The sequence below is a fragment of the Halomonas sp. LMYGS-3 genome (genome assembly GCF_059509875.1).
This window is the reverse complement of sequence record NZ_JCAKFQ010000001.1, coordinates 158,458-173,901: the sequence shown is the minus strand read 5'-3', so window position 1 is coordinate 173,901 and position 15,444 is coordinate 158,458. Positions and strand designations below refer to the sequence as shown.

The following is a 15,444-nucleotide window of genomic DNA, read 5'->3' as shown; positions in this document are numbered from 1 at the left end:
AATTGGGTTATCCCCGGATTTTGTCCACACCTATAATCACTACCACAACAGAACTTCTCTCTTTATTCTGTTTTAACTAATGACTCGGAAGGGGAGGCTCCCTCCCTCGACGGGGTCGGGGTGTGGAAAACCCTGACGATTACCCACAGGGGGTTTATACTGCCGGGCTGATTCGGACCCACTTTCCGACGACCCGTATCAACGACATCGGCGCCACGGCGCCAAACGAGGTGCACCTTGGAGTATCCCGACCGCTTTGACGTCATCGTCATCGGCGGTGGCCATGCGGGAACCGAAGCCGCCCTGGCCTCCGCCCGCATGGGCTGTCAGACCCTGCTGCTCACCCACAACATCGAGACGCTGGGTCAGATGTCCTGCAATCCCGCCATCGGCGGCATCGGCAAGAGTCATCTGGTCAAGGAGATCGATGCCCTGGGCGGTGCCATGGCCCTGGCCACCGATCTGGGGAGCATCCAGTTTCGCGTGCTCAACGCCCGCAAGGGCCCGGCCGTGCGCGCCACTCGCGCCCAGGCCGACCGGGTACGCTACAAGGCCGCCATTCGCGGGATACTGGAGAACCAGCCCAACCTGACGCTGTTCCAGCAGGCGGCCGGTGACCTGATCGTCGATGGCGATACGGTACGTGGCGTGGTCACCGAGACCGGGATCCGCTTTCTCGGCGAGACCGTCGTGCTCTCCACCGGGACTTTCCTCGGTGGCGTGATCCATATCGGGCTCGACCGCAGCCGCGGCGGTCGCGCCGGCGACCCGCCCTCCAACGCCCTGGCCGAGCGGCTACGGGCGTTGCCGTTCCGGGTCGACCGGCTCAAGACCGGCACCCCGCCGCGGCTGGATGCGCGCAGCCTCGACTTCTCCGTGCTCGAGGAGCAGCCCGGTGACACTCCCACCCCGGTGATGTCGTTCATGGGCCGGCGCGATCTGCATCCGCGGCAGGTGAGCTGCCACATCGCCCACACCAACGAACGTACCCACGAGATCATCCACGCCAACCTCGACCGCTCGCCGATGTACTCCGGCGTGATCGAAGGGGTGGGGCCGCGCTACTGCCCTTCCATCGAGGACAAGGTGCACCGCTTCGCCGACAAGGCGAGCCATCAGGTGTTCATCGAACCCGAGGGCCTCGACACCCACGAGCTCTACCCCAACGGCATCTCCACCTCGCTGCCCTTCGACGTGCAGCTGCAGGTGGTGCGCTCCATCGCGGGCCTGGAGAACGCCCATATCACCCGACCCGGCTACGCCATCGAGTACGACTACTTCGACCCCCGCGACCTGAAGCACTCGCTGGAAACGAAATTTATCCACAACCTGTTCTTCGCCGGGCAGATCAACGGCACCACCGGTTACGAGGAGGCCGGCGCCCAGGGCCTGCTCGCTGGTCTCAACGCCGCACGCCGCGCCCGTGGGCTCGACGCCTGGTGGCCGCGTCGTGACGAAGCCTACCTGGGCGTGCTGGTGGATGACCTGATCACCCTGGGGACGAGGGAGCCGTACCGGATGTTCACCTCCCGCGCCGAATATCGCCTGCTGCTGCGCGAGGACAACGCCGACCTTCGCCTCACCGAGCGCGGCCGCGAACTGGGTCTGGTGGACGACGCCCGCTGGACGGCGTTCAGCGACAAGCGCGAGGCGATCGAGGCCGAGAGTGCCCGGCTCCGGGCCACCTGGGTGCAGCCGGGCTCCCCGGCGGCAGTGGCCGTCGAGACGAAGACCGCCAAGCCGCTCGCCCGCGAGTACAGCCTGATGGATCTGCTCAAGCGTCCCGAGCTCGGCTACGGTGACGTGGCCGGACTCGTCGGCGAGCCGGTGACCGACGATACGGTCGCCGAGCAGGTGCAGATCCAGGCCAAGTACCAGGGCTACATCGACCGCCAGCAGGACGAGATCGACAAGCTCAAGCGCCACGAGGCGACGCCGCTGCCCGCCGACCTCGACTATGACCGGGTCGAGGGCCTGTCCCACGAGATCCGTCAGAAGCTCGCCGAGGCTCGCCCGGCCACCCTCGCCCAGGCCTCGCGCATCTCCGGCGTGACCCCGGCGGCGGTGTCGATCCTGTTGATCCACCTCAAGAAGCGTCGGCTTCTCGCCGACGAACGGGTGGTCAACGGATGACGCCGACTGCCCTCGATGCGACCGTCGAGACCCGCCTCGCGCGCGGCCTGGCCGAGCTGGACGTCGGCGCGGATGATGAGCAGCGGCGTCGCCTGCTGGAGCTCTTGGCGCTGTTGCACAAGTGGAATCGCGCCTATAACCTCACCGCGGTACGCACGCCCGGTGAGATGGTGACCAAGCACCTGCTCGACAGCGCCGCGGTGCTGCCCTTCGTCACCGGCCCGACGCTGCTCGACGTGGGGGCGGGGCCGGGGTTGCCGGGGCTGGTGCTGGCGATCCTCAGGCCGGAGTTGGCGATCACGCTGCTCGACAGCAACGGCAAGAAAGTACGCTTTCAACGCCAGGCCGTGCTGGAATTGGGGCTGGCCAACGTCACCCCGGTGCAGGCGCGGGTCGAGGCATTCCAGGGAGGCTTCGACCAGGTCATCTCACGGGCCTTCGCCAGCCTGGGCGATTTCGTCTCGCTGAGCGGGCACCTGCTCGCCCCCCGGGGGCAATGGCTGGCCATGAAGGGGCCGGCCGTCGAGGATGAACTGGCCGGACTGCCCGTCGAGGTCGCGCCGATCGCGCGTCACGAGCTGACGGTTCCCTTCGAGAGCGGTAGCCGTCGACTCGTGATACTCGAACGCCAAGGTTCCACCCCAGGCCGCCCCTGAGGCGTCCGTCACCCCAAGGATGACGACCGTGACCAAGATCATTGCCTTGACCAACCAGAAGGGCGGCGTGGGCAAGACCACCACCGCCGTGAACCTGGCCGCCAGCCTGGCGGCCCTGGACCGTCGCGTGCTGCTGGTCGATCTGGATCCCCAGGGCCACGCCACCATGGGCAGCGGCGTCGACAAGCACACGCTCGACGGCAGCGTGCTCGACGTCCTGCTGGGAGAGCGACGCTCGATCGAGGTGATTCTCGACTGCCCGGCGGCCGGCTTCGCCCTGTTGCCGGGTAACGGCGACCTGACCGCGGCCGAGGTCGAGCTGCTCGACCGCCACGAGGGACGCGAGCGCTGCCTGATCGAGTCCCTCTCCGACGTGGCCGGCGAGTACGACGTGGTGCTGATCGACTGTCCGCCGTCGCTCAACATGCTGACCGTCAACGCCCTGACCGCGGCCAACGGCGTGCTGATTCCGCTGCAGTGCGAGTTCTACGCCCTGGAGGGGCTCTCGGCGCTGCTCGATACCGTGGAACAGATCAAGGACAGCGTGAACCGGGACCTGGAGGTCTATGGCATCCTGCGGACCATGTTCGACTCGCGCAACAGCTTGACCCGGGACGTCAGCAAGCAGCTGCGTGACTACTTCGGCGACGCCCTGCTCAAGACCACGATCCCGCGCAACGTGCGGGTCGCCGAGGCGCCGAGTCACGGACTCCCGGTGACCAAGTACGCGCGTTTCTCGCGCGGTAGCCAGGCCCATCGGGTACTGGCCAAGGAACTGATCCGCCGGCTGTCGCTATAGCCCGAGCCTTGCAACTCGCTGTGATGAGGGAATGTCGATGACGCGCAATAAACGCGCCCTGGGACGCGGCCTGGATGCCCTGATCGGGGCCAATGCCCGCCGCCGCGAGAACCTGGACCTTCCGGGGGTCGACCCGACCGGGCCGGAGGAGGGCGAGGCGCCGGTGGCCGAGGAGCGACTCGAACGCCTGCCGCTGGGCCAGCTCACCCGCGGCAAGTACCAGCCGCGGCGCGATATCCAGCCCGAGGCGCTCGAGGAGCTCGCCGACTCGATTCGCGCCCAGGGCGTGATGCAGCCCATCGTGGTGCGCCCGATCGGCGAGGAGCGCTACGAGATCATCGCCGGCGAGCGGCGCTGGCGAGCCGCCCAGTTGGCGGAACTGGACGTCATTCCCGCCGTGGTGCGCGAGGTCAGCGACCAGGTCGCGCTGGCGCTGGCGCTGATCGAGAACATCCAGCGCGAGAACCTCAACCCGGTCGAAGAGGCCATGGCCCTCAAGCGCCTGCTCGAGGAGTTCGAACTCACCCAGCAGCAGGCGGCCGATGCGGTGGGCCGCTCGCGGGCCCAGGTGGCCAACCTGCTGCGCCTGCTCGCCCTCGACCCGGAGGTCCAGACCCTGCTCGAGCGCGGCGACCTCGACATGGGGCACGCCCGGGCCCTGCTGGCGCTCTCCGGGGCGAAGCAGCGCAAGGCGGCCCACGAGGTGGTCAACAAGGATCTCACCGTCCGCGACACCGAGGCGCTGGTCAAGCGCCTCGCCGCCGGCGAGCCGAGGAAGGCCGAGCGGCCGGCGCCGAGCCCCGATGTAGCGCGCCTCGAGACGCGGCTGGGGGAGCTGCTCGGTGCCCCGGTGAAGATCCAGCACGGGCGCGGCGGCAAGGGGCGGGTCACGATCCGTTATGCCAGCCTCGACGAGCTCGACGGCATTCTCGAGCACATCCGTTGACCCCGGGGAGCGACGCAAGCCTGTCGACAATGCCTGCACCTTTGGTCGAATAGTGAGCGGAGACGCGTGAAATCGGCGCCGCGTCGGTTGAAGGCCCGGGGGGGCTTCCCTATAATCCGCGGTGGTTTGCCCGCGCCCCAGGGGGCGCGGAATGTCATGACACGCAGTTCGGCAGCGGAACCGGCACCATGCGCAGAGCCTCTGCCGCCCGGCGGCGACCGTCATTTCGCCGCCTGCTGGTGGCACAGGGGCTCGTCGTACTGGGCATGGCGTTGGCGGCGGGTGCGGTGTCGGGTGGCGACGCCCTGGTCTCGGCACTCAGTGGCGGGCTGGTCTGCCTGGTACCCCAGCTCTATTTCGTCTGGCGCCTGGAACGCGTGCGGGGCGGGCGGCAGGCGAGGCGCTACGTGTCGAATTTCTACCGCGCCGAGGCGGGAAAGTTCGGTTTGACGGTGGCACTGTTCGTGGTGGTCTTCATCACAGTGCCCCCCTCAAACCCGATTTTTTTCTTCAGCGCATATGTGGCGGCACTCTTCGTGCACTGGCTGGCTCCCTGGCTACTGCGTGAAAGGCCGACCCCCTGAACCGAGGTAATCACCGCATGGCAGCAGACAATGAAGTCACGGCGACGTACTACATCCAGCACCACCTGCAGAACCTGACCTTCGGCAGGCATCCCGAGAACGGCTGGTCGCTGGCGCATGGTGCCGAGGAGGCCCAGGAAATGGGCTTCTGGGCCATCCACCTCGATACCATGGGGTGGTCCATCGCCATGGGGCTGCTGTTCATCGGCTTGTTCCGCAAGGCCGGCAAGATGGCCACCACCGGGGTCCCCGGGATGCTGCAGAACGGCGTCGAGATGGTCATCGAATTCATCGAGAACCTCACCCGCTCCGCCTTCCACGGCAAGAACCCGATCATCGCCCCGCTGGCGCTGACGCTGTTCATCTGGATCCTGCTGATGAACAGCCTCAAGATCCTGCCGGTCGACTACTTCCCCGAGCTGTTCTCTCGCCTCGGGGTCGAGTACATGAAGATCGTGCCCACCACCGACCCCAACGCCACCCTGGGCATGGCACTGGGCGTCTTCATCCTGATCATCTACTACAGTATCAAGGTCAAGGGGGCCGGGGGCTTCGCCCGGGAACTGTCACTGACCCCCTTCGATCACTGGGCGCTGATTCCCTTCAACCTGGTGCTCGAGGTCATTGGCCTGCTGGTCAAGCCCTTCAGTCTTGCCATGCGTCTCTTCGGTAACATGTTTGCCGGCGAGGTCATCTTCATCCTGATCGCCCTGCTGCCGTTCTGGGCCATCTGGGTACTGGACGTGCCCTGGGCGATCTTCCACATCCTGGTGGTGACCCTGCAGGCCTTCATCTTCACGGTGTTGACCATCGTGTACCTGAGCGCCGCGCACGAGCACCACTGAACCCGAGCAACGCTTGCAACTTCATCAACCCTTAACCCCTTGAAACTCAAATCGAAATCAGGAGATCTCTCATGGAAATGGTCTACATTGCTGCTGCCATCATCATCGGCCTGGGCGCTCTGGCTACCGGTATCGGCTTCGCCCTGCTGGGCGGCAAGCTGCTCGAGTCCACCGCTCGCCAGCCCGAGCTGGGTGACCAGCTGCAGACCAAGACCTTCATCATGGCCGGCCTGCTCGACGCCGTGCCGATGATCGGTGTCGGTATCGCGATGTACCTGATCTTCGTCGTCGCCGGTTAACGACAGCACCGAGCGCCCTGCGCTCGGTTTGCTCGTTTCCGGTCGCCACGAAACTGTCAGAGGTATATCCCTGTGAATATCAACATGACGCTTATCGGGCAGACGATCGCCTTCGCGATCTTTGTCTGGTTCAGCATAAAGTACGTGTGGCCGCCGATCAGCAATGCGCTCCACGAGCGCCAGAAGAAGATCGCCGATGGCCTCGACGCGGCGAGCCGTGCCAGCCGCGACCTCGAGCGTGCCCAGGAGCAGGCTGCCGAGACCCTGCGCGAAAGCAAGGAACAGGCCTCCCAGATTCTCGAGCAGGCGCAGAAGCGGTCTTCCCAGATGATCGAGGAAGCTCGCGAGCAGGCCCGTGCCGAAGGCGAGCGCCTGGTGGCCAGTGCCCGCTCCGAGATCGAGCAGGAAGTCAATCGCGCCAAGGACGAGCTCCGTGCCCAGGTATCGACGCTCGCCGTCAGTGGTGCCGAGCGCGTCCTGGAAGCCTCCATCGACGAGAAGGCGCATCGCAAGCTGCTCGACAAGCTTGCCGCCGAACTGTGAGGAGGTGACCCATGGCGGAAACGTCTACCGTCGCTCGACCCTATGCCAAGGCGGCATTCGAGTACGCGCGCGATCACCAGGCGCTGGACGACTGGGCCGAGTGGCTCGGGAAGCTGAGCCTGGTCGTGGCGAATCATGACGTCCAGAAGCTGCTGTCGAGCCCGAAGCTGACCACCGAGCGCAAGGTGACCCTGGTCATCGAGGTGGCCGATGTCGGTGTCGACGACGCGGCACGCCGCTTCCTCGCGACCCTGGGGGAGAAGGGGCGCCTGTCGGCCCTGACCGCCATCGCCGAGCAGTTCGAGCGTCTGCGCGCGGAGCACGAGAAGCGCGTCGACGTCACCGTGGTCTCGGCCTTCCCGCTGGACGACAAACAGCAGCAGAAGCTCGCCGGTGCGCTCAAGAAGCGCCTGAATCGCGAAATCTCCATTACCACTCAGGTGGATCCGAAGCTTCTCGGAGGCGTCATCCTGCGCGCCGGCGACACCGTCATCGACGGGTCGATGCGCGGTCGACTGACTCGCCTCTCCGAAGCCCTTACCGCCTGAGTCTGAGGGACATGGCATGCAGCAACTGAATCCTTCCGAGATCAGCGACATCATCAAGCAGCGGATCGAGAAGCTTGATGTCGCATCCGAAGCCCGTAACCAGGGCACCATCGTCAGCGTCTCCGACGGCATCGTGAAGATTCACGGCCTCGAGGACGCGATGTTCGGCGAGATGATCGAATTCCCCGGCAGCATCTACGGCATGGTGCTCAACCTCGAGCGCGACTCCGTGGGCGCCGTGGTGCTGGGCGACTACCTGCAGCTCGAAGAGGGCATGACCGCCCAGTGTACCGGTCGTATCCTCGAGGTGCCGGTGGGTCCCGAACTGGTTGGCCGCGTGGTCGACCCGCTGGGCAACCCCATCGACGGCAAGGGCGATATCAACGCCAAGATGACCGATGCGGTGGAGAAGGTCGCCCCGGGCGTCATCACCCGCCAGTCGGTCGACCAGCCGATCCAGACCGGCCTCAAGTCGATCGACGCCATGGTGCCGATCGGTCGCGGCCAGCGTGAGCTGATCATCGGCGACCGTCAGATCGGCAAGTCGGCGATCGCCGTCGACACCATCATCAACCAGAAGGGCAAGGGCGTCATCTGCGTCTACGTGGCCATCGGCCAGAAGCAGTCGACCATCGCCACCGTGGTGCGCAAGCTCGAGGAGCACGGCGCCATGGAGCACACCATCGTGGTCGCCGCCGGCGCCTCCGACCCGGCCCCGATGCAGTTCCTCGCCCCCTACGCCGGCTGCACCATGGGCGAGTACTTCCGCGACCGCGGCGAAGACGCGCTGATCGTCTACGACGACCTCACCAAGCAGGCCTGGGCCTACCGTCAGGTCTCGCTGCTGCTGCGTCGTCCGCCGGGCCGTGAAGCCTACCCGGGTGACGTCTTCTATCTCCACTCGCGCCTGCTCGAGCGTGCCGCTCGCGTCAACGCCGAGTATGTCGAGAAGTTCACCAATGGCGAGGTCAAGGGCAAGACCGGCTCGCTGACCGCACTGCCGATCATCGAGACCCAGGGCGGCGACGTCTCGGCCTTCGTTCCGACCAACGTGATCTCCATCACCGACGGTCAGATCTTCCTCGAGACCGACCTGTTCAACGCGGGTATCCGCCCGGCCATCAACGCCGGCCTGTCGGTCTCCCGCGTCGGTGGCTCGGCCCAGACCAAGATCATCAAGAAGCTCGGCGGCGGCGTGCGCCTGGCGCTCGCCCAGTACCGCGAACTGGCGGCCTTCTCCCAGTTCGCCTCCGACCTGGACGAGGCCACCCGCAAGCAGCTCGAGCACGGTCAGCGCGTCACCGAGCTGATGAAGCAGAAGCAGTACTCGCCGCTCTCCGTGGCCGAGATGGGGGTGTCCCTGTACGCCGCCAACGAGGGCCACCTGGACGACGTCGACGTGAGCAAGGTGCTGGACTTCGAGCGTGCCCTGCACGACTACATGAAGTCCGAGCATGCCGAGCTGCTCGACAAGATCAACCAGACCGGCGACTACAGCGACGAGATCCAGCAGGGGCTGAAGGCGGGTCTCGAGAAGTTCAAGGCCACTCAGAGCTGGTAATCCGCTGGCCCGCCCGCGAGGGCGGGCCCTGGAGCTTTCTGAGAGCCACGAACGAAGGGTAGATCGCTATGGCAGCTGCAAAAGAGATACGCACCCAGATCGGGAGCATCAAGAACACGCAGAAGATCACCAGCGCCATGGAAATGGTCGCTGCGTCGAAGATGCGTAAGGCGCAGGATCTGATGAAGGCCAGCCAGCCTTATGCTCGCCAGATCCGCAACGTCGTGGGCCATATCGCCGACGCCCAACCCGAATACCGCCACGACTACATGATCGAGCGGGAGGCCAAGCGGGTCGGTTATATCGTCGTCTCCACCGACCGCGGCCTGTGCGGCGGCCTGAACGTCAACCTGTTCAAGGCCGTGCTGAGGGACGCCAAGGCATGGCGCGACAAGGGTGCGGAGCTCGACTTCTGCGCCCTGGGCAGCAAGGCCGGCGGCTTCTTCCGCAGCTACGGGGGCAACCTCGTGGCGGCAAAGAGTCACCTGGGCGAGTCGCCCGAGGTCGAGGACCTGATCGGCAGCGTGAAGGTCATGCTGGATGCCTATGACGAGGGGCGCCTGGACCGGCTCTACGTGGTGTACAACGAGTTCGTCAACACCATGACCCAGAAGCCGGTGGTCAGGCAGCTGTTGCCCCTGTCCCCCGACATGGGCAACAACGGGCACCACGAGTATTCCGACAAGCGTCCCGGCGGTTGGGACTACCTGTATGAGCCGGATGCCAAGGCGCTGCTCGATAGCCTGCTGATTCGCTTCATCGAATCCCAGGTCTATCAATCGGTGGTCGAGAACGGCGCCTGTGAGCAGGCGGCGCGGATGATCGCCATGAAGAGCGCCACCGACAACGCCGGTGGTCTGATCGACGACCTGGAGATGGTCTACAACAAGGCCCGCCAGGCCGCCATCACCCAGGAGATCTCCGAGATCGTCGGTGGCGCCGCCGCCGTATAGCGCCAGGGGAGGGCCTGGCCCTCCCGGCATGCAGGTTTCATTTTCAGGGTTTTGAGAGGAACCAAGATGAGCGGACGTATCGTACAAATCATCGGCGCGGTGATTGACGTAGAGTTTCCGCGGGACAATGTTCCCAAGGTCTACGACGCGCTGAAGGTCTCCGAGAAGGAGACCGTGCTCGAGGTCCAGCAGCAGCTGGGCGACGGCGTGGTGCGCACCATCGCCATGGGCTCCACCGAGGGTCTCAAGCGCGGCCTGGAGGTCACCAACACCGGCGCGGCCATCTCCGTCCCGGTGGGCAAGGAGACCCTGGGCCGCATCATGAACGTGCTCGGCGAGCCCATCGACGAGGCCGGCGAGATCGGTGAGACCGAGCGCATGCCGATCCACCGCAAGGCGCCGAGTTACGCCGATCAGGCGGCCTCCGAGGAGCTGCTGGAGACCGGTATCAAGGTCATCGACCTGGTCTGCCCCTTCGCCAAGGGCGGCAAGGTCGGCCTGTTCGGCGGCGCCGGCGTGGGCAAGACCGTCAACATGATGGAGCTGATCCGCAACATCGCCACCGAGCACAGCGGCTACTCGGTGTTCGCCGGGGTGGGCGAGCGGACCCGCGAGGGGAACGACTTCTACCACGAGATGACCGAATCCAACGTCATCGACAAGGTGTCGCTGGTCTACGGTCAGATGAACGAGCCGCCCGGTAACCGCCTGCGCGTGGCCCTGACCGGCCTGACCATCGCCGAGAAGTTCCGCGATGAGGGCCGCGACGTGCTGCTGTTCGTCGACAACATCTACCGCTACACCCTGGCCGGTACCGAGGTGTCGGCCCTGCTGGGGCGGATGCCCTCCGCGGTGGGTTACCAGCCGACCCTGGCCGAGGAGATGGGCGTCCTGCAGGAGCGCATCACCTCCACCAAGACCGGCTCGATCACCTCCGTGCAGGCGGTCTACGTGCCCGCGGACGACCTGACCGACCCGTCGCCGGCGACCACCTTCTCGCACCTGGACGCCACCGTGGTACTGGCGCGCTCCATCGCCGAGCTGGGCATCTACCCGGCGATCGACCCGCTGGACTCCACCTCGCGTCAGCTCGACCCGCTGGTGGTCGGCGAGGAGCACTACGACACCGCGCGCGGCGTGCAGAACGTGCTGCAGCGCTACAAGGAGCTCAAGGACATCATCGCGATCCTGGGCATGGACGAGCTGTCCGACGAGGACAAGCAGGCCGTGGCCCGGGCGCGCAAGATCCAGCGCTTCCTGTCGCAGCCGTTCTTCGTCGCCGAGGTGTTCACCGGTTCCCCGGGCAAGTACGTGGCGCTGAAGGATACCATCCGTGGTTTCCAGGGCATCCTCAACGGCGAGTACGACCACCTGCCGGAGCAGGCCTTCTACATGGTGGGCAGCATCGACGAGGCCGTCGAGAAAGCCAACCAGATGAAGTAAGGTCGTCCATCAAGAGGACAAGACTATGGCGAACAGCTTCAAGTGCGAAATCGTCAGCGCCGAGGAAGCGGTGTTCTCCGGCCAGGTCGAGCAGGTCGTCGCCGCCGGCATCATGGGTGACCTGGGCATCCTGCCCGGGCACGCCCCGTTGCTGACCGAGCTGCAGCCGGGGCCGATCCGCGTGATCCACGACGGTGGCGCCGAGGAGAACTACTACGTCTCCGGCGGCTTTCTCGAAGTGCAGCCGGACGTGGTGACCATCCTTGCCGACTCGGCGGCCCGCGCCAAGGACCTGGACGAGGCGGCCGCCGAGGAAGCGCGCAAGCATGCGCTGAAGGCGTTCAACGACCAGTCCGCGGAGCTCGATTACAGCCGCGCCGCGGCCGAGCTCGCCGAAGCCGTGGCCCAGCTGCGGACCATCCAGCAACTGCGCAAGAAGGCCGGCAAGGGCTGATCGACGCTCCTGCCGTGGAAGACGCCCCCCGGATCGGTGTTCGGGGGGCGTTTTCGTGTCTGATATCATGCGCGCAGCACAACACGTCTCCAAGTAGGCAGCCGCTGCCTGCAGCCTGGTGGCGTCAGGAGGATGCCCATGTCATTGAATGAGACCCTGCAGGAACAGAAGGAGGCGCTGCTGAGGGCACTGGCCGAGGACCAGGGCGAGCGTCTCGAAGACTTGCTGCCGGAGTTGCGTTCCGCGGATATCGCCGAGATCGTCGAGGACATCCTCGCCGACGAGGATGACCTCCCCCTCGCCCTCGGCCTGCTCGACAGCCTGCCCATCGAACGGCGGGCCAATGTGCTCGGCTACCTGCCGGGCGAGGAGCAGACCGACGTGGCCGAGGCCATGTCCGACGAAACGCTGCTCGCGGTGCTGGTGGAGATGGGGTCGGACGAGCGCGCCGACCTCTTCAACCTGCTCGACGAGGATCGCCGCGAAGGCCTGCTGCGGCGCATGGCACGGCAGGAGCGCGAGGATCTCAAGCGCCTGGCGAGCTACGAGGAGGGCACCGCCGGGGCGATCATGACCTCGGATTACGTGGCCATTCCCAGCGGCATGACGGTGTCCCAGGCGATGATGCGGGTGCGCCAGACGGCGCCGGACGCGGAGACCGTCTACCAGCTCTATATCATCGATCCGGACGGCCGCCTGGCCGGGACCCTGTCGCTGCGCCAGCTGATGGTGGCGCGTCCCGGGGCGAGGGTCGACGACCTGATGATCAAGGACGTGATCAGCATCTCCGTCGACGAGGAGCAGGAGGAGGTCGCCCGCGCGGTGGCCCGCTACGACCTGCTGGCGGTGCCGGTGGTCGACGCCGAGCAGCGCCTGATCGGTATCGTCACTCACGATGACGCCATGGACGTGGCCGAATCCGAGGCCACCGAGGATATCCACAAGGGGATGTCCATCGGCCAGCTCGAGGATGGCGTCAGCCGGGTGCCGCTGTGGAGCCTCTATCGCAAGCGGGTGATCTGGCTGGTGCTGCTGGTGTTCGGTAACCTCTTCTCCGGCGCCGGCATCGCCTATTTCGAGGACACCATCGCCGCCCAGGTGGCCCTGGTGTTCTTTCTGCCGCTGCTGATCGGCAGCGGCGGCAACGCCGGGGCCCAGGCCGCCACCCTGATGGTGCGCGGCATGGCCACCGGCGACGTCGGGGTCAAGGACTGGGGAAAGCTGCTCGGCCGGGAGCTGCTGGTGGCCGGTTCCCTGGGGCTGACCATGGCGCTGGCGGTGGCGCCGATCGGCGTGCTGCGCGGCGGCGAGGCGGTGGCCATGGTGGTGGCCATGAGCATGGTCACCATCGTGCTGTTCGGCAGCCTGCTGGGCATGTGCCTGCCGTTTTTGCTCGATCGCCTGGGCTGGGACCCGGCCACGGCCTCGGCACCGCTGGTGACGACGCTGATCGATGCCTCGGGGGTGCTGATCTATTTCAGCATCGCCACGGCGATCCTGGCCGGGCTATGATCGACGATGGGAGCGTCGCCGATCGCACCCAGTCTCGGTTCGGCCGGCACGGTGACGAGGCGGACAATGCCATGCCGGATGTGTATGCTCGGCATCGGCCAGGCAATGGCCGGTCTCCGATGGTGGGGCCGATCGAGACCCCTGGTTTGCGCTTGCGTCGTATCCGACTCCGTTAACCCACGCAGGAACCGCCATGGACTGGCTTCAGGTCGCCGTTCTCTCCGTCGTCCAGGGACTGACCGAGTTCCTGCCCGTCTCCAGCTCCGCCCACCTGATCCTGGTCCCGGTGCTCACCGACTGGGACGATCAGGGGCTGGCCTTCGATGTCGCGCTGCACCTCGGCAGCCTGGCAGCGGTGGTGCTCTATTTCCGCCACGAACTCGGGCGGATGGTCGTCAGCTGGACCGCGTCGCTGCGCGGTGGAGTACCCGACCAGGATGCCCGCCTGGCCTGGTGGGTGCTGCTGGCGACGATCCCGGTCTGTGTGGTCGGCTTCGTCTTCCACGACGCCATCGAGGTCGGTATGCGCTCACCGCTGATCATCGCCGCCGGCCTGATCGGCTTCGGCGTGCTGCTCGGCTATGCCGACTGGCGCCGACATGCCGGGCGCAGCGAGTACCAGTTGACCCTGAAGGACGCCCTGCTGATCGGCGGTGCCCAGGCCCTGGCGCTGATCCCCGGCACCTCGCGCTCGGGGATCACCATCACCGCGGCGCTGCTGCTCGGCATGAGTCGCGAAGGGGCGGCGCGCTTCTCCTTCTTGCTGTCGATTCCGGTCATCGTGCTGGCCAGCGCGCTGGAGATCGCCGGCCTGGTCAACGAGCCCCGGGCGACGGACTGGTCGACCCTGGCAGTGGGGACCCTGCTGTCGGGCATGAGCGCCTACCTCTGCATCCACTACTTCCTGGCCTTCATCCGCCGGATCGGCATGCAGCCGTTCGTGGTGTATCGCCTGGCATTGGGGCTCTGGCTGCTGTGGCTGTTCTGGTAAGCTCGCACCACCCGTTCCCTGGAGATCTTGAGCGATGCATCCTGTTCGACCGTTGACACTGCCGCTGCTGCTCGCGCTGGTCCTGCTGCTGGCGGCCTGTTCGGAGAGTGACCGACCGCTGGAATCGCCGGTGCGTCTGGAGGGCAGCATCTTCGGCAGTTTCTACCAGGTCACCATCGCCGATGACTTGACCCAGGGCCAGGCCCGGGCGCTCGAGGAGGGCTTCCTGGAGGAGCTCGAGGCGGTGGATGCCGCGATGTCGATCTACCGCGAGGATTCGGAGCTCTTGGCCTTCAACCAGGCACCGATCGGCGAGTGGCAACCGCTCTCCGACGAGTTGATCGAGGTGCTGGCGATCGGCCGGGCGGTGGCCGAGGCCAGTGACGGCGCCTTCGACATGACCGTCGGTGGCCTGGTCAATCTGTGGAGCTTCGGCGCCGAGGCCCGCCCGCGGGAGATCCCCGACGACGCGACCCTGGCCGAGCGGCTGGCCGAGGTGGGCCCTGACAGCATCGAGGTCGACGTGGAGAGGTTCCAGGCCCGCCGACTGGGCGACGTCGTCGTCGATCTCGGCGGCGTGGCCAAGGGGCACGGCACCGACCGGGTGGCGGCCTATCTGGACCGCCAGGGCATCGAGCACTACCTGGTCAACCTGGGCGGGGATCTGGTCGTGCGCGGCTATCGCGATGGCGCGAGCCAGCCCTGGCGCATCGGCATCGAGGCGCCCCTGGACGACCGGCAGGAAGCGCGTCACGTGGTACCGCTGCATGACATCTCGGTCGCCACCTCCGGCGATTACCGCAACTACTTCGAGGACGACGGCCGGCGTTACTCTCACACCCTGGATCCGCGTACCGGCCGACCCATCGAGCATCGGCTGGCCTCGGTGACGGTGGCCCACCCCTCCAACGCCTGGGCGGATGCCTGGGCCACGGCGCTGATGGTGCTGGGCGAGGAGCAGGGGATGGCACTGGCCAGGGAGCAGGGCCTCAGCGTGCTGATGATCGTGCGCGAGGACGAGGACTGGAGCAGCCGGGTCAGTCCCGGTTTCGTCGAGACCTTCGGCGAGGCGCTGGTCGAGGAGCTCGGCCTCGAGGTGCGGTGAGGGGTAAATCAGTCCGGGTCGGCATGGAGCGGCGGACCCGGAACCATCTAGAATGTAACGATTGACGACAAT

The 15,444-nt window shown here is 66.2% G+C and carries 16 protein-coding genes; all 16 read left to right on the top strand.

Annotated features, from left to right (window positions below):
* The first annotated feature begins 237 nt into the window (after positions 1-237).
* The 16 genes from mnmG (at position 238) to AC5W54_RS00770 (ending at position 15,372) form a co-directional block, all read left to right on the top strand.
* Entirely contained in the window at positions 238-2,133 is a 1,896-nt protein-coding gene (gene mnmG, locus AC5W54_RS00845; RefSeq protein WP_495960172.1) for a tRNA uridine-5-carboxymethylaminomethyl(34) synthesis enzyme MnmG, read from the top strand.
* Positions 2,130-2,789: a 16S rRNA (guanine(527)-N(7))-methyltransferase RsmG gene (gene rsmG, locus AC5W54_RS00840; protein ID WP_495960171.1), complete on the top strand. Its 660-nt coding sequence runs from the start codon at positions 2,130-2,132 to the stop codon at positions 2,787-2,789. Before mnmG ends, rsmG begins: the two co-directional genes overlap by 4 nt.
* 28 nt (positions 2,790-2,817) lie before the next feature.
* Positions 2,818-3,588, top strand: a complete 771-nt coding sequence (locus AC5W54_RS00835; protein WP_495960170.1) for a ParA family protein — start codon at positions 2,818-2,820, stop codon at positions 3,586-3,588.
* 37 nt (positions 3,589-3,625) lie between these two features.
* Entirely contained in the window at positions 3,626-4,534 is a 909-nt protein-coding gene (locus AC5W54_RS00830) for a ParB/RepB/Spo0J family partition protein (protein ID WP_495960169.1), read from the top strand.
* Positions 4,535-4,722: 188 nt separating this feature from the next.
* The gene (locus AC5W54_RS00825; RefSeq protein WP_495960168.1) at positions 4,723-5,118 is read left to right on the top strand and encodes an ATP synthase subunit I; all 396 of its coding nucleotides are present in this window, start codon (positions 4,723-4,725) and stop codon (positions 5,116-5,118) included.
* Positions 5,119-5,135: 17 nt separating this feature from the next.
* Positions 5,136-5,963, top strand: coding sequence for a F0F1 ATP synthase subunit A (gene atpB, locus AC5W54_RS00820; protein WP_495960167.1), 828 nt, complete (start codon positions 5,136-5,138; stop codon positions 5,961-5,963).
* A 71-nt stretch (positions 5,964-6,034) separates the two neighbouring features.
* Positions 6,035-6,262: a F0F1 ATP synthase subunit C gene (gene atpE, locus AC5W54_RS00815; RefSeq protein ID WP_089682691.1), complete on the top strand. Its 228-nt coding sequence runs from the start codon at positions 6,035-6,037 to the stop codon at positions 6,260-6,262.
* Between the two features lie 72 nt (positions 6,263-6,334).
* Entirely contained in the window at positions 6,335-6,805 is a 471-nt protein-coding gene (locus AC5W54_RS00810; protein ID WP_495960166.1) for a F0F1 ATP synthase subunit B, read from the top strand.
* A gap of 11 nt (positions 6,806-6,816) precedes the next feature.
* Complete coding sequence (locus AC5W54_RS00805; RefSeq protein ID WP_495960165.1) at positions 6,817-7,353, top strand: F0F1 ATP synthase subunit delta; 537 nt, start codon at positions 6,817-6,819, stop codon at positions 7,351-7,353.
* A gap of 16 nt (positions 7,354-7,369) precedes the next feature.
* Entirely contained in the window at positions 7,370-8,914 is a 1,545-nt protein-coding gene (gene atpA / locus AC5W54_RS00800; protein ID WP_495960164.1) for a F0F1 ATP synthase subunit alpha, read from the top strand.
* A gap of 68 nt (positions 8,915-8,982) precedes the next feature.
* The gene (gene atpG, locus AC5W54_RS00795; RefSeq protein WP_495960163.1) at positions 8,983-9,867 is read left to right on the top strand and encodes a F0F1 ATP synthase subunit gamma; all 885 of its coding nucleotides are present in this window, start codon (positions 8,983-8,985) and stop codon (positions 9,865-9,867) included.
* Positions 9,868-9,933: 66 nt separating this feature from the next.
* A complete protein-coding gene (atpD, locus tag AC5W54_RS00790; protein WP_495960162.1) occupies positions 9,934-11,310 on the top strand; it encodes a F0F1 ATP synthase subunit beta in 1,377 nt (458 codons plus the stop codon).
* Between the two features lie 25 nt (positions 11,311-11,335).
* Complete coding sequence (locus tag AC5W54_RS00785; protein WP_495960161.1) at positions 11,336-11,764, top strand: F0F1 ATP synthase subunit epsilon; 429 nt, start codon at positions 11,336-11,338, stop codon at positions 11,762-11,764.
* A 138-nt stretch (positions 11,765-11,902) separates the two neighbouring features.
* The gene (mgtE, locus tag AC5W54_RS00780; protein WP_495960160.1) at positions 11,903-13,276 is read left to right on the top strand and encodes a magnesium transporter; all 1,374 of its coding nucleotides are present in this window, start codon (positions 11,903-11,905) and stop codon (positions 13,274-13,276) included.
* A gap of 193 nt (positions 13,277-13,469) precedes the next feature.
* Positions 13,470-14,267, top strand: a complete 798-nt coding sequence (locus AC5W54_RS00775) for an undecaprenyl-diphosphate phosphatase (protein WP_495960159.1) — start codon at positions 13,470-13,472, stop codon at positions 14,265-14,267.
* Between the two features lie 34 nt (positions 14,268-14,301).
* Positions 14,302-15,372, top strand: a complete 1,071-nt coding sequence (locus AC5W54_RS00770) for an FAD:protein FMN transferase (RefSeq protein ID WP_495960158.1) — start codon at positions 14,302-14,304, stop codon at positions 15,370-15,372.
* The last annotated feature ends 72 nt before the right edge of the window (positions 15,373-15,444 follow it).

Excerpts from the sequence above, each read along its gene's own strand:
- rsmG (WP_495960171.1), top strand. The coding sequence starts at position 2,130 with ATGACGCCGACTGCCCTCGATGCGACCGTCGAGACCCGCCTCGCGCGC.
- AC5W54_RS00830 (WP_495960169.1), top strand. The coding sequence starts at position 3,626 with ATGACGCGCAATAAACGCGCCCTGGGACGCGGCCTGGATGCCCTGATC.
- AC5W54_RS00825 (WP_495960168.1), top strand. The coding sequence starts at position 4,723 with ATGCGCAGAGCCTCTGCCGCCCGGCGGCGACCGTCATTTCGCCGCCTG.
- atpB (WP_495960167.1), top strand. The coding sequence starts at position 5,136 with ATGGCAGCAGACAATGAAGTCACGGCGACGTACTACATCCAGCACCAC.
- atpE (WP_089682691.1), top strand. The coding sequence starts at position 6,035 with ATGGAAATGGTCTACATTGCTGCTGCCATCATCATCGGCCTGGGCGCT.
- AC5W54_RS00805 (WP_495960165.1), top strand. The coding sequence starts at position 6,817 with ATGGCGGAAACGTCTACCGTCGCTCGACCCTATGCCAAGGCGGCATTC.
- atpA (WP_495960164.1), top strand. The coding sequence starts at position 7,370 with ATGCAGCAACTGAATCCTTCCGAGATCAGCGACATCATCAAGCAGCGG.
- atpG (WP_495960163.1), top strand. The coding sequence starts at position 8,983 with ATGGCAGCTGCAAAAGAGATACGCACCCAGATCGGGAGCATCAAGAAC.
- atpD (WP_495960162.1), top strand. The coding sequence starts at position 9,934 with ATGAGCGGACGTATCGTACAAATCATCGGCGCGGTGATTGACGTAGAG.
- AC5W54_RS00785 (WP_495960161.1), top strand. The coding sequence starts at position 11,336 with ATGGCGAACAGCTTCAAGTGCGAAATCGTCAGCGCCGAGGAAGCGGTG.
- mgtE (WP_495960160.1), top strand. The coding sequence starts at position 11,903 with ATGTCATTGAATGAGACCCTGCAGGAACAGAAGGAGGCGCTGCTGAGG.
- AC5W54_RS00775 (WP_495960159.1), top strand. The coding sequence starts at position 13,470 with ATGGACTGGCTTCAGGTCGCCGTTCTCTCCGTCGTCCAGGGACTGACC.
- AC5W54_RS00770 (WP_495960158.1), top strand. The coding sequence starts at position 14,302 with ATGCATCCTGTTCGACCGTTGACACTGCCGCTGCTGCTCGCGCTGGTC.